Annotated in this window: 14 protein-coding genes; 11 read left to right on the top strand and 3 right to left on the bottom strand. The window is 72.1% G+C overall.

The window, feature by feature from the left end:
• Nucleotides 1–79: 79 nt before the first annotated feature.
• On the bottom strand, nucleotides 80–265 hold the full coding sequence (gene rpmB, locus ACIRGB_RS29970; RefSeq protein ID WP_003973430.1) for a 50S ribosomal protein L28: 186 nt from the start codon (nucleotides 263–265) through the stop codon (nucleotides 80–82).
• 266 nt (nucleotides 266–531) lie between these two features.
• Here rpmB and ACIRGB_RS29965 point away from each other — a divergent pair, with 266 nt between their 5' ends.
• The 9 genes from ACIRGB_RS29965 to mutM all read left to right on the top strand — a co-directional run bounded on the left by ACIRGB_RS29965 (nucleotide 532) and on the right by mutM (nucleotide 9714).
• On the top strand, nucleotides 532–2271 hold the full coding sequence (locus ACIRGB_RS29965; protein ID WP_403871661.1) for a DAK2 domain-containing protein: 1740 nt from the start codon (nucleotides 532–534) through the stop codon (nucleotides 2269–2271).
• Nucleotides 2272–2332: 61 nt separating this feature from the next.
• Nucleotides 2333–4549: an ATP-dependent DNA helicase RecG gene (gene recG / locus ACIRGB_RS29960; RefSeq protein ID WP_403871660.1), complete on the top strand. Its 2217-nt coding sequence runs from the start codon at nucleotides 2333–2335 to the stop codon at nucleotides 4547–4549.
• Nucleotides 4550–4604: 55 nt separating this feature from the next.
• Nucleotides 4605–5192 carry a 16S rRNA (guanine(966)-N(2))-methyltransferase RsmD gene (gene rsmD / locus ACIRGB_RS29955; RefSeq protein WP_403871658.1) on the top strand — a complete coding sequence of 196 codons (588 nt, stop codon included), beginning with the start codon at nucleotides 4605–4607 and terminating at the stop codon, nucleotides 5190–5192.
• Between the two features lie 26 nt (nucleotides 5193–5218).
• The gene (gene coaD / locus ACIRGB_RS29950; RefSeq protein ID WP_403871656.1) at nucleotides 5219–5698 is read left to right on the top strand and encodes a pantetheine-phosphate adenylyltransferase; all 480 of its coding nucleotides are present in this window, start codon (nucleotides 5219–5221) and stop codon (nucleotides 5696–5698) included.
• Nucleotides 5699–5831: 133 nt separating this feature from the next.
• Entirely contained in the window at nucleotides 5832–6953 is a 1122-nt protein-coding gene (locus tag ACIRGB_RS29945) for a cell division initiation protein (RefSeq protein ID WP_403871654.1), read from the top strand.
• A gap of 142 nt (nucleotides 6954–7095) precedes the next feature.
• On the top strand, nucleotides 7096–7749 hold the full coding sequence (locus ACIRGB_RS29940; RefSeq protein WP_059300789.1) for a DUF177 domain-containing protein: 654 nt from the start codon (nucleotides 7096–7098) through the stop codon (nucleotides 7747–7749).
• Between the two features lie 2 nt (nucleotides 7750–7751).
• A complete protein-coding gene (gene rpmF, locus ACIRGB_RS29935) occupies nucleotides 7752–7925 on the top strand; it encodes a 50S ribosomal protein L32 (RefSeq protein WP_003951102.1) in 174 nt (57 codons plus the stop codon).
• 7 nt (nucleotides 7926–7932) lie between these two features.
• Complete coding sequence (gene rnc / locus ACIRGB_RS29930) at nucleotides 7933–8763, top strand: ribonuclease III (RefSeq protein WP_403871652.1); 831 nt, start codon at nucleotides 7933–7935, stop codon at nucleotides 8761–8763.
• Nucleotides 8764–8853: 90 nt separating this feature from the next.
• Nucleotides 8854–9714 carry a bifunctional DNA-formamidopyrimidine glycosylase/DNA-(apurinic or apyrimidinic site) lyase gene (gene mutM / locus ACIRGB_RS29925; protein WP_403871650.1) on the top strand — a complete coding sequence of 287 codons (861 nt, stop codon included), beginning with the start codon at nucleotides 8854–8856 and terminating at the stop codon, nucleotides 9712–9714.
• Here the strand turns inward: mutM and ACIRGB_RS29920 are convergent.
• Entirely contained in the window at nucleotides 9704–10108 is a 405-nt protein-coding gene (locus ACIRGB_RS29920; RefSeq protein ID WP_403871648.1) for a winged helix-turn-helix transcriptional regulator, read from the bottom strand. The genes mutM and ACIRGB_RS29920 overlap by 11 nt on opposite strands.
• A gap of 92 nt (nucleotides 10109–10200) precedes the next feature.
• Complete coding sequence (locus ACIRGB_RS29915; protein ID WP_403871646.1) at nucleotides 10201–11400, bottom strand: CAP domain-containing protein; 1200 nt, start codon at nucleotides 11398–11400, stop codon at nucleotides 10201–10203.
• A 183-nt stretch (nucleotides 11401–11583) separates the two neighbouring features.
• Between ACIRGB_RS29915 and ACIRGB_RS29910 the strand changes: the two genes are divergently transcribed.
• Together ACIRGB_RS29910 and ACIRGB_RS29905 are read left to right on the top strand one after the other, a co-directional pair.
• Nucleotides 11584–11865 (top strand): acylphosphatase, encoded by a 282-nt coding sequence (locus ACIRGB_RS29910; RefSeq protein ID WP_403871644.1) that lies wholly within the window; start codon nucleotides 11584–11586, stop codon nucleotides 11863–11865.
• 379 nt (nucleotides 11866–12244) lie between these two features.
• Entirely contained in the window at nucleotides 12245–12457 is a 213-nt protein-coding gene (locus tag ACIRGB_RS29905; RefSeq protein ID WP_003973418.1) for a hypothetical protein, read from the top strand.
• Nucleotides 12458–12553: the final 96 nt, after the last annotated feature.

The raw sequence follows: 12553 nt of genomic DNA, 5'->3' as shown, positions 1-12553 counted from the left end.
ACGGCAAAAAGCCGGCCCACACGAGGTGGACCGGCTCCATGCAGCGGACCAGGCAGTGGCCGCGCGCTCAGCTGATGCGTCAGCGCGAGACCTTGCCGGCCTTGATGCACGAGGTGCAAGCGTTCACGCGCTTCGGCGTCCCGCTCACCACGGTACGCACACGCTGGATGTTCGGGTTCCAGCGACGGGACGTACGGCGGTGCGAGTGCGAGATGTTGTTGCCGAAGCCCGGCCCCTTGCCGCAGACGTCGCAGTTGGCAGCCACGGGTCACTCCAAAGACTTCAGATGCACTTACGGTTGAACCCGGCATGCCGGGATCAAGGTCTCGGAGTCGCGAACGGTCCGGGATCTGAGTGGCGGTGCCAGGGGGAGAGCCCGATCGGGATCGGGCAACCGGAGCAGCATACAACGGCTGCTCCCGTACAGCGAAACTACCACGGCAGCTCAGGGGCCCGTCCCGGCCCTCTTCCGCTGGGCCGGGCCCCCAAGGTCTACGCTGCCAGCCACGTCCGCAGTTCAGGGAGGCGCAGGTGGCGCAGGTACCGCAGAGGTTCTTCGACGCTCTGGCGGTGCGTACCTGGTGCGGTCTGTCGCTGCGCGCGCTGGGACGGGCGCGCGAGGAGATCGACGCGATCAACGTCTATCCCGTCGCCGACGGGGACACCGGCACGAACCTCTACCTGACCGTCGAGTCCGCCGCCGCCGCCGTGGAGGCAGTCTTCGCGGCGCACGAGGCGGCCGAGGGGCCCCGGGACGCGAACGAGGGACCCCGGGACGCGGACGAGGCGCCCCTGGACCCGGTCGGCGGGCCCTCGCTGGGCGACGCCGTGGGCGCCATGGCGCACGGCGCGCTGATCGGGGCGCGGGGCAACTCCGGCACGATCCTCGCGCAGCTGCTGCGCGGCATGGCCCAGGTGCTCGCCGCGCGGGGTGACTCCGCCCACACCGAAGGCCCCGGACTGCGGCGGGCCCTGCGGCACGCGGCCGCCTCCGCCCGGCAGGCCGTGGCCCACCCGGTCGAGGGCACCGTCCTGACCGTCGCCTCGGCCGCCGCGGACGCGGCCGAAGACGTCGAGGGGGACTGCGCCGAGGTGGCCCGGGCCGCCTACGAGGGCGCCCGCGCGGCGCTCGCCGCCACCCCGGGCCAGCTGCCCGTCCTGGAGCGCGCCGGAGTGGTCGACGCGGGCGGGCACGGACTGGTGACGGTCCTCGCGGCCCTGGTGGAGACGTTCACGGGCCGGGCGCCGGGTCCGGTCGGGGCACCGCACGCGCGCGTGGAGCACGCCAGGCGGGAGGAGCCCGCCACCGACGGGGACGATAACGGCGACGAGAACGGGGACGAGAGCGGTCCCGCGTTCGAGGTGATCTACCTCCTGGAGGCCGAGGACGCGGCCGTGGCCCGCCTGCGCCGGCGCCTCGACGCCCTCGGGGACTCCCTCGTCGTGGTCGGCGGCGACGGACTGTGGAACGTCCACGTGCACGTCGACGACGCCGGCGCCGCCGTGGAGGCGGGCGTCGAGGCCGGGCGGCCGTACCGGATCCGCATCACCCACTTCGGGCACGGCGACGCGCACACCGCCGGCACCGAGCGCCCGCCCCGGGAGCGCGCCCAGCGCGCCGTGGTGGCCGTCGTACCGGGGGAGGGGCTGGCGGCGCTGTACGCCGAGGCCGGCGCGACCACCCTCCTCGCCCGCCCCGGGGAGCCGCCCGCGAGCGGTGAGCTGGTCCAGGCCGTGCGGCGGGCCCACGCGCGCGAGGTGGTGCTGCTGCCCAACGACGCCGAGCTGCGCCACACCGCCGCCGCGGCGGCCGAGCAGGCCCGCACCGAGGGCATCCGCGTCGCCCTCATCCCGACCCGCTCCGCGGTCCAGGGCATCGCCGCGCTCGCCGTGCACGAGCCCGAGCGCCGCTTCGACGAGGACGTGGTGGCGATGACCTCGGCGGCCGGCGCCACCCGCCACGCCGAGGTCACCGTCGCCGAACGCCAGTCCTGGACCACGGCCGGCATCTGCCAGGCCGGTGACGTGCTCGGCCTCATCGACGGCGACGTGGCCGTGATCGGCGCGGACGTCTCACAGGTCGCCGCGACCGTCCTGGACCGCATGCTGTCGGCCGGCGGCGAGCTGGTCACCCTGGTCCTCGGCGACGAGGCGCCCCCGGCCGTCGCCGACCACCTGGAGGCCCGCGTCCGGGACGCCTACCTCGCCGTCGACACGGTGGTCTACCGGGGCGGCCGGCAGGGCGCCCTGCTGCTCGTCGGCGTGGAGTAGGCGGAACAGCGGAAGGCCGGTACGGCGCTCCCCTGGGCTGTTGTCAGTGGCGTGGTGTGCAATGGATCTCGTGCCCGCACTGCAAGAACCCTTGAAGAAGGTGCTCGGCCCCGCCACCGCGAAGGTGATGGCCGAGCACCTCGGCCTGCACACCGTCGGCGACCTCCTCCACCACTACCCCAGGAGATACGAGGAGCGCGGTCAGCTCACCCACCTCGCCGACCTGCCCATGGACGAGCACGTCACCGTGGTCGCCCAGGTCGCCGACGCCCGGCTGCACACCTTCGCCTCCTCGAAGGCCCCGCGCGGCAAGGGGCAGCGCCTCGAAGTGACCATCACCGACGGCAGCGGCCGCCTCCAACTGGTCTTCTTCGGCAACGGCGTGCACAAGCCCCACAAGGAACTCCTGCCGGGCACCCGCGCGATGTTCGCCGGCAAGGTCTCCGTCTTCAACCGCCGACTGCAACTGGCCCATCCGGCGTACGAGTTGCTGCGCGGTGACACCGAGGGCGAGGAGTCCGTCGAGTCCTGGGCGGGCGCCCTCATCCCCCTCTACCCGGCCACCGCCAAGCTGGAGTCCTGGAAGCTCGCCAAGGCGATCCAGACGGTGCTGCCCAGCGCCCGGGAAGCCGTCGACCCCCTGCCGGACTCCCTGCGCGAGGGCCGGGGCCTGGTCTCCCTGCCCGAGGCACTCCTCAAGATCCACCGCCCGCACACCAAGGCCGACATCGAGGACGCCCGGGCCCGCCTGAAGTGGGACGAGGCCTTCGTCCTCCAGGTCGCCCTCGCCCGCCGCCGCCACGCCGAGACCCAACTCCCCGCCGTCCCCAGGAAGCCCGGCCCGGACGGCCTGCTCAGCGCCTTCGACGACCGCCTCCCCTTCACCCTCACCGACGGCCAGCAGCGGGTCTCCCGGGAGATCTTCGACGACCTCGCCACCGACCACCCGATGCACCGGCTGCTCCAGGGCGAGGTGGGCAGCGGCAAGACCATGGTCGCCCTGCGCGCCATGCTCGCCGTCGTCGACGCGGGCGGGCAGGCCGTGATGCTGGCGCCCACCGAGGTGCTCGCCCAGCAGCACCACCGGTCGGTCGTCGAGATGATGGGCGAGCTGGCCGAGGGCGGGATGCTGGGCGGCGCCGAGCACGCCACCAAGGTGGTGCTGCTCACCGGCTCCATGGGCGCCGCCGCCCGCCGGCACGCCCTGCTCGACCTGGCCACCGGCGAGGCGGGCATCGTCATCGGCACCCACGCCCTGATCGAGGACAAGGTCCAGTTCCACGACCTCGGCCTGGTCGTCGTCGACGAGCAGCACCGCTTCGGCGTCGAGCAGCGCGACGCCCTGCGCGGCAAGGGCAAGCAGCCCCCGCACCTGCTCGTGATGACCGCCACGCCCATCCCGCGCACCGTCGCGATGACGGTCTTCGGCGACCTGGAGACCTCCGTCCTGGACCAGCTCCCGGCCGGCCGGTCCCCGATCGCCAGCCATGTCGTCCCGGCCGCCGACAAACCCCACTTCCTCGCCCGCGCCTGGGAGCGGGTCCGCGAGGAGGTCTCGGGCGGCCACCAGGCGTACGTCGTCTGCCCCCGCATCGGCGACGAGGACGACGACCCGAAGAAGAAGGCCGCGCAGCGCGCCTCGCCCGAGGGCGACGCCGAGAAACGGCCCCCGCTCGCCGTCCTCGACATCGCCGAGCAGCTGGCCGAGGGGCCGCTGCGGGGCCTCAAGGTGGAGGTCCTGCACGGCCGGATGCAGCCCGACGACAAGGACGCGGTGATGCGCCGCTTCGCCGCCGGGGAGACCGATGTCCTGGTCGCCACCACCGTCATCGAGGTCGGCGTGAACGTCCCCAACGCCACCGCGATGGTGATCATGGACGCCGACCGTTTCGGCGTCTCCCAGCTGCACCAGCTGCGCGGCCGGGTCGGCCGCGGTTCCGCCCCCGGCCTGTGCCTGCTGGTCAGCGAGATGCCCGAGGCGAGCGCGGCCCGACAGCGGCTGAACGCCGTCGCGAGCACCCTCGACGGCTTCGAGCTGTCCCGCATCGACCTCGAACAGCGCCGCGAGGGCGACGTCCTCGGCCAGGCCCAGTCCGGCGCCCGCACCTCCCTGCGCGTCCTCGCCGTGATCGAGGACGAGGAGATCATCGCGGAGGCCAGACAGGAGGCCGCGGCCGTCGTCGCCGCCGACCCGGAGCTGACCGGCCTGCCGGGCCTGCGCACGGCCCTGGAGGCGCTGCTGGACGAGGACCGGGAGCAGTACCTGGAGAAGGGCTGACAGACTGGCAGCGGACACCGTCCGTCCACCCGAGCACACCGACAAGGACGCAGAAATGACCCGCGTGATCGCCGGCAAGGCCGGCGGACGTCGCCTCGCCGTCCCGCCGGGGACCGGTACCCGCCCCACCTCCGACCGCGCGCGCGAGGGCCTGTTCTCCACCTGGCAGTCCCTGCTCGGCGGTCCGCTGGACGGCGAGCGGGTCCTCGACCTGTACGCGGGGTCCGGCGCCGTCGGCCTGGAGGCGCTCTCGCGCGGCGCGGGGCACGTCCTGCTCGTCGAGGCCGACGCCCGTGCCGTCCGCACGGTCCGGCAGAACGTCACGTCCCTCGGTCTGCCCGGCGCCGAGGTCAGGGCGGGCAAAGCGGAACAGATCATCCGCACCCCGGCCCCGGACGAGCCGTACGACGTCGTCTTCCTGGACCCGCCGTACGCCGTTTCGGACGACGATCTTCGGGAGATCCTGCTCACACTCCGTGCGGAGGGGTGGCTCGGGACCGAAGCGCTCGTCACCGTGGAGCGCAGCACCAGGGGCGGCGAATTCCGCTGGCCGCACGGCTTCGAAGCGATCCGGGCCCGTCGCTACGGCGAGGGAACGTTTTGGTACGGTCGCGCCGCCTCTACGTGCGAAGACGCACGATGACCGGACCGGAGAGCGAGGGAACACAAGTGCGCCGTGCCGTCTGTCCCGGGTCGTTCGACCCGATCACCAACGGACACCTCGACATCATCGGCCGGGCCTCCAGCCTCTATGACGAGGTCTACGTCGCCGTGATGATCAACCAGGCGAAGAAGGGCCTGTTCGAGATCGAGGAGCGGATCGACCTCATCCGCCAGGTCACCGCCGAGTACGGGAACGTCCGCGTCGAGTCCTTCCACGGCCTGCTCGTCGACTTCTGCAAGCAGCGCGAGATCCCGGCCATCGTCAAGGGCCTGCGCGCGGTCAGCGACTTCGACTACGAGTTGCAGATGGCCCAGATGAACAACGGCCTCTCCGGCGTGGAGACCCTCTTCATCCCCACCAACCCCACCTACAGCTTCCTGTCGTCCTCCCTGGTCAAGGAGGTCGCCACCTGGGGCGGCGACGTCTCCCACCTGGTGCCGCCGCTGGTCCTCGAAGCCCTCACGGAGCGTCTGCGCAACCGCTGACCGCCCCGCCGCGCAGCCACCCTCACCGCGCACGGAGACTGACAACCCGTCACCCGGTGTCCCCGGGACACCCCAGGGTCGTACAGTCGTCCCGTCCGTCTCCAACACAGCTGTAGAGAGTGGCGAGCACACGGTGGACGTGCAGAACAAGCTCGACGAGATCACCGCGATGGTCTCCGGCGCCCGCGCCATGCCCATGTCGGCCTCGTGCGTGGTCAACCGCGCCGAACTGCTCTCGATGCTGGAAGAGCTGCGCGCGCAGCTGCCCGGTTCCCTCGCCCAGGCGCAGGAGCTGATCGGCGACCGCGAGCAGCTGGTCGCCGAGGCCCGCCGGGAGGCCGACCGGATCATCGAGAGCGCGCACGCCGAGCGCGGCTCCCTGATCGCCGACACCGAGGTCGCCCGCCGCTCCCAGGCCGAGGCCGACCGGATCCTCGCCGAGGCCCGCCAGGAGGCCGAGGAGGTCCGCGCCGAGGCCGACGACTACGTCGACTCCAAGCTCGCCAACTTCGAAGTCGTCCTCACCAAGACCCTCGGCTCCGTCGGCCGCGGCCGCGAGAAGCTGCTCGGCACCGGGCCCGGCCTCGACGAGAACGGCTACGAGGACGAGGACGCCCCCGAGCGCAGCCACGACCCCGAGACCCTGCGCCGCGACGCCGACGCCTACGTCGACACCAAGCTCGGCGCCTTCGAGGCCGTGCTGGCCAAGACGCTGGAAGCGGTCGGCAAGGGCCGCCAGAAGCTGCACGGCCGGATCGCCACCGACGACCTCGGCGTCCTCGCGGACGACATGACCACCGTCCAGCACTCCAGCGACGCCGACTACCTCGCGGGCCTCTCCGACACCCCCGCCCCGGCCGTCGCCGAGCAGCCCGTAGCGCCCCGGTACGGCGAGCGGCAGCCCGCCGCCGCCCAGGTGCCGGCGCAGGCCGTGCCCGAGATGCCGGCCCACGACCCGGCGTACGGCTACGCCCCGCAGCAGCCCGATCCGTACCCGGCCTACCAGCAGACCTACGACGCCGGTCAGGACCCGTACGGCTACCAGCAGCAGGGCGCCGACCCGTACGCCTACCCGTACGGCGACGGGCAGCACGGGTACGACGGGCAGCAGGGCTACGCCCAGCCCCAGCCCCCGCAGCAGCCTCCGCACCCCCCGCAGACCCAGCCGCAGGCGCTCGACGAGACCAGCCTCTTCGACACCGGCATGATCAGCGCCGAGCAGCTGCGGGCGTACGAACAGGGCCGCGGACTCTAGCGGCAGGGGACGCCCCGGCCCGGATTGGGACGAGAGCGCATGGTCCAGTATCCTGGCTCTTCGGTCGCGTGTACGTCCGCGATCGCCGCTGCCCGGGAACACCGAAGGGCGGCACCCCCACCCACGAAGACCGAAAGCAGGAATGGTTCTGAACGCGCGCCTCGACCACCGCGACCCCCTCGTGTTCGACACGCACGAGCTGGGGCGGCGGCCCGGTGCGCTCCAGCGCCTGACCCGCACGGTCGACGCTCCCAAGGACTTCGGTCTCCAGGGCGTCATCGGAGTGCCGGAAGGGGCTCCCGTGGAGCTCGATCTCCGGCTCGAGTCGGTCATGGAAGGGGTGCTCGTCACAGGCACCGCCCGTGCCAGGGCCGAGGGGGAGTGCGTAAGGTGTCTGGAGCCGCTGGAGCAGCAGCTCGAAGCGGACTTCCAGGAGCTGTTCTCGTACCCTGACGCCGACGACCGTGGCCGCCCCGTGGCGGAACCGGGCGACGACGCCGAGGACGACGAGGACAGGTTCTTCGTCGAGGACGGACTGATCGGCCTCGAACCCGTGCTGCGCGACGCGGTGGTGCTCGCACTGCCGATGCAGCCGGTGTGCCAGGAAGACTGCCAGGGTCTGTGCTCCGAGTGCGGAGTGCGCCTGTCGGACGACCCGGACCACCACCACGACGCCGTCGACATCCGTTGGGCGGCATTGCAGGGACTCGCCGGTTCACTCGGAGACGGCGAGAAGGACGAGATGAGCGGCGACGGGGCAGACTCCGCGGACGCCGCCGAGAAGCAGGAGAAGTAGCCGTGGCTGTTCCGAAGCGGAAGATGTCGCGCAGCAACACGCGCCACCGCCGGTCGCAGTGGAAGGCTGCGGTCCCCACCCTGGTTGCGTGCGAGCGCTGCCACGAGCCCAAGCAGCAGCACATCGCGTGCCCGTCTTGCGGCACTTACAACAAGCGCCAGGTCCTCGAGGTCTGAGCGGCTGGTGAGAGGCACTGTGTCAGTCCCCAAGAAGGCGGAAGACGCCAAGGCGGACCCACCCGCCAAGAAGAAGGCGGACACCCAGGCCTCGTCCCACACGCTTCTGGAAGGGCGGCTCGGCTATCAGCTCGAGTCCGCCCTTCTGGTGCGTGCACTGACCCACCGTTCCTACGCGTACGAGAACGGCGGTCTGCCGACGAACGAGCGGCTGGAGTTCCTCGGGGACTCCGTGCTCGGCCTCGTCGTCACGGACACGCTGTACCGCACCCACCCCGACCTGCCCGAAGGCCAGCTGGCCAAGTTGCGGGCCGCGGTGGTCAACTCGCGTGCGCTGGCGGAGGTGGGCCGCGGGCTCGAACTCGGCTCCTTCATCCGGCTCGGCCGGGGTGAAGAGGGCACGGGGGGCCGGGACAAGGCGTCCATCCTCGCCGACACCCTCGAAGCGGTGATCGGCGCGGTCTATCTCGACCAGGGCCTCGACGCGGCCTCCGAACTGGTGCACCGCCTGTTCGACCCGCTGATCGAGAAGTCCTCGAACCTCGGTGCCGGCCTGGACTGGAAGACCAGCCTCCAGGAGCTGACCGCGACCGAAGGGCTCGGCGTCCCCGAGTACCTGGTCACGGAGACCGGCCCCGACCACGAGAAGACCTTCACTGCTGCCGCCCGCGTCGGAGGCGTCTCGTACGGCACCGGCACCGGCCGCAGCAAGAAGGAGGCGGAGCAGCAGGCCGCGGAATCCGCGTGGCGGTCCATCCGGGCCGCGGCGGACGAGCGCGCCAAGGCGACGGCCGACGCCGTCGACGTGAACCCCGACGAGGCGTCCGCCTCCGCCTGATCCGTCCACCGCACGGCCCGAGCGCCCGCCCCGCCCGAGGGGCGGGCGTTCGGCTCGGCTCCCGTCCACCGGCCCACCCGAGGGGAAGCCATGCCCGAGTTGCCCGAGGTTGAGGTCGTACGGCGCGGCCTGGAGCGCTGGGTCGCGCACCGGACCGTCGCCGACGCCGAGGTGCTCCACCCGCGCGCGGTACGCCGGCACCTCGCGGGACCCGACGACTTCGCCCACCGCCTGGCGGGCCACCGCGTCGGCACACCCAGCCGACGCGGCAAATACCTGTGGCTGCCCCTGGAGGACACCGACCAGGCGGTCCTCGCCCACCTCGGCATGAGCGGCCAGCTCCTGGTCCAGCCGCACGAGACGCCCGCCGAGAAGCACCTGCGCATCCGCGTCCGCTTCGCCGACGCCCTCGGCACGGAGCTCCGCTTCGTCGACCAGCGCACCTTCGGCGGCCTCTCCCTGCACGAGACCAGCCCCGAAGGACTGCCCGACGTCATCGCGCACATCGCCCGCGATCCGTTGGACCCCCTCTTCGACGACGAGGCGTTCCACCTCGCCCTGCGCCGCAAGCGCACCACGATCAAACGGGCCCTGCTCGACCAGTCCCTGATCAGCGGCGTCGGCAACATCTACGCGGACGAAGCCCTGTGGCGCGCCCGCCTGCACTACGAACGCCCCACGGCGACCCTCACCCGCCCCCGCACCACCGAACTCCTCGGCCACGTCCGGGACGTGATGAACGCCGCCCTCGTCGTCGGCGGCACCAGCTTCGACAGCCTGTACGTCAACGTCAACGGCGAGTCCGGCTACTTCGACCGCTCGCTCGACGCGTACGGCCGCGAGGGCCTGCCCTGCCGTCGCTGCGCCACACCGATGCGCCGCCGTCCGTGGATGAACCGCTCCAGCTACTTCTGCCCGAAGTGCCAGCGGGCGCCGAGGGTCACGCCGTAGGCGTCCGCTGCGCGTCGTACCGCTCGCGCGACGCCAGCACCTCGTCCATCCGCCCCTCGACGCACTCGATGAGCGCGAGCAGCTGCCCGGCCACCTCGCGCCCGAGCGGTGTCAGCTCGTAGTCCACCCGGGGCGGGTTGGTCGGCTGCGCCTCGCGGTGCACCAGCCCGTCGCGCTCCAGCGCGTGCAGGGTCTGGGCCAGCATCTTCTCACTGACGCCGTCCACCCGGCGCCGCAGCTCGTTGAACCGGAAGGACCCCTCGTACAGCGCGCCGAGCGTCAGCGCGCCCCACCGCCCGGTGACATGCTCCAGGGTGCCGCGCGAGGGACAGGCCCGCGAGAACACGTCATACGGCAGCTCCTGCTCCGCCGTGCGCTCCTGCGTGGTCGACATACCCCCAGCGTACGCGAGCACAGCGCTGCCCCGCAGGTCGCGCTGAGCGAGGGACAGCGCCGGGGCAGAGCCAGGACGGTCGTCGGGGGTGGTCAGTAGCCGAAGTCCTGTGTCCACCAAGGGCCGCCGGGGCCGAAGTGGACGCCGACTCCCAGGGTTTTGAAGTCGCAGTTCAGGATGTTGGCGCGGTGGTCGGGGCTGTTCATCCAGGCGTCCATCACGGCCTGGGCGTCGGCCTGGCCGCGGGCTATGTTCTCGCCGCCGAGTCCGGATATGCCCGCTGCCGCCGCACGGTCCCAGGGGGTGGCGCCGCTGGGGTCGGTGTGGTCGAAGAAGCCCTGGGTCGCCATGGCGTCGCTGAAGTCCTCGGCCAGGTCGCGCAGGGCGCTGTTCGCGGCCACCGGGCTGCAACCCACCGTGGCGCGTTCGTCGTTGACCAGCTTGAGCACCTGCGCCTCGGCGACGGCCTGCTCGGAGACGGCGGCGGGCGCGCTGGGCTTCGCGGGTTCCCGGGTGGCCGGGCGCGAGGGCGTGGGCTCGGGCTTCGCGCTGGGAGTCGTCTTCGGCTTCCTGGTCTTCGACGGGGTCCCGGCCGGGGCGGCGGGCTTGGAGGCCGGTGCCGAGGTGGAGGGGGAGGCCGAGGACGGCGAGGAGGACGGGGAGTCCTCGGCGGACTCCTCTTTCTTCTTCGACGGCGACAGGGTGGACCGGGAGGGCGAGGAGGAGCGGTCGGTGCCGCGGCTCGTGGCGGCGTCGTCGCCCCGGCCGGTGTCGGCGCTGCCCGAGGTGCCGCCCTGCTGCGACGGACTGTTCGTCGGGACGTCCTGGGCGTGCACCCGGTCGCCCCCGCCGCTGCCGCCGCCGAGCCGGTAGTTGTCGAGGCCGGGCACCACACCCGTGGCCACCGCCACCGTGCCGATGGCGACCGCGGCGGACACGCCGAGCAGACCGGTACGGACCGGAGTGGCCACCCTCTTCCGACGGCGTCGGCGTCCTCCACCGGACGCCGGGCCGGCGTCGGGCGTGTACCCGTCGCTGGGGAAGGGGACGGTGCGGCCGGCCTGCGGGCCCTCGCCCTCCGGGCCGTCCGCGAAGAGGTAGGCGTCGCTCCTGGCCCGGACCTCGGCGTAGGCCTCGGGGTTCAGGTAGGGGGCGATCCCCATCGTGGGGGCCTCGCCCGCGCCCGGCGCCGACGGTTCGTGGCCCCGTCCCGCCGTACCGTCCGGCTGCTGGCCCTCCGCGGCGCGGCCCGTGGCGGCGCGGCCGGCGGCGGAGCGTCGGTGGCGTCCCATGTCCTGGCCTTCCTCGTCCTCGTCCTCGCGCCGGGCATGCCCTCGCGGTCGACTGTGCTCACGATCAACACGGAACTCACACGTTCGAGTGAGTTTCAAGTCAGATTCACTGGATCGGGACGGTACCGCATGGCGCCAGGGGGTGAAGTGTCCCGCGAGACATTGACTGGTTAGGTTGCAGTCATGAGCGAGGATGTACGGCTGGTCGCGTGGGTGCGCGGACGGGTCCAGGGCGTGGGTTTCCGCTGGTTCACGCGGGCCAGGGCGCTGGAGCTCGGCGGGATGAGTGGTTTTGCTCTCAATTTGGGCGACGGCCGCGTCCAGGTCGTCGCGGAGGGCCCCCGCGAGCGCTGCGAGGGTCTGCTCGAGTGGCTGCGCGGTGACGACACGCCCGGACGCGTGGACGGTGTCACCGAGATCTGGGACACACCCCGCGGGGGCTACGACAGCTTCGCCATCCGGTGACGGCGCGCGGCGCGAGGGTCCGCGGGCGCCGGGAACGATCCGCCCCGCAGCGGTGGCCCGGGCGAAAACGGGCAGGTGGTTGCCAAGAACGGCCGCCCGTGGCAGGCTCCGCACGCAGAATGATCGCCACGCCCCGAGGGGCCCGCAGGAGTCGCAGCGTCGCCGTTCCCCGGCCGCATGCCCCCGGGCGCCCGCCAATACGGGGCGTGATCGTGTTGACCGTCAAACTTTTTGGTGAGACGCTGAAAGCCCCACGCACCTTAGCTGTTTGGCATGGTTGAACGGCAGCAAAAACTCCATAGTGCCAAGCACCGCGGGTGCGATTCCCCTACGACCCACACCGCTTCGGTCGGTCACTCATTGTGGAGGACCATCCATCATGGCAAAGGCGCTTCTCGGTTACGTCGGCGGCTCCGACCCTCGACTCCTCGCCGAGATGCGACGGCTCCAGCAGCGCGTCCAGGACCTGGAATCCGAGCTCGGACGAATCCAGGCGGAGAACGACGCGCTCGCGGCTGCCGCTTCTCACGACAGGATCATGGAGAGCATGGAGAGCGTTGACGCACACCAGGCGGAGCCTGCGCTCACCTGATCACTGCATCGCTCCATCACGGCACGGCAGTGGTCGGGCTCGCCCGTACAACCGCTCAGGTGTCAGAGTCTGCAAGGGACGCTTCGGCGTCCCTTC

It is taken from the genome of Streptomyces sp. NPDC102490 (assembly GCF_044765285.1).
In the GTDB taxonomy this organism is placed as follows: Bacteria; Actinomycetota; Actinomycetes; order Streptomycetales; family Streptomycetaceae; genus Streptomyces.
This window is presented reverse-complemented; position numbering and strand designations above follow the sequence as displayed.

Bases quoted from the DNA above. Each gene is read 5' to 3' on its own strand.
- recG (WP_403871660.1), top strand. From the start codon at position 2,333: ATGGATCTCGTGCCCGCACTGCAAGAACCCTTGAAGAAGGTGCTCGGC.
- rsmD (WP_403871658.1), top strand. From the start codon at position 4,605: ATGACCCGCGTGATCGCCGGCAAGGCCGGCGGACGTCGCCTCGCCGTC.
- ACIRGB_RS29940 (WP_059300789.1), top strand. From the start codon at position 7,096: ATGGTTCTGAACGCGCGCCTCGACCACCGCGACCCCCTCGTGTTCGAC.
- mutM (WP_403871650.1), top strand. From the start codon at position 8,854: ATGCCCGAGTTGCCCGAGGTTGAGGTCGTACGGCGCGGCCTGGAGCGC.
- ACIRGB_RS29920 (WP_403871648.1), bottom strand. From the start codon at position 10,108: ATGTCGACCACGCAGGAGCGCACGGCGGAGCAGGAGCTGCCGTATGAC.
- ACIRGB_RS29915 (WP_403871646.1), bottom strand. From the start codon at position 11,400: ATGGGACGCCACCGACGCTCCGCCGCCGGCCGCGCCGCCACGGGCCGC.
- ACIRGB_RS29910 (WP_403871644.1), top strand. From the start codon at position 11,584: ATGAGCGAGGATGTACGGCTGGTCGCGTGGGTGCGCGGACGGGTCCAG.
- ACIRGB_RS29905 (WP_003973418.1), top strand. From the start codon at position 12,245: ATGGCAAAGGCGCTTCTCGGTTACGTCGGCGGCTCCGACCCTCGACTC.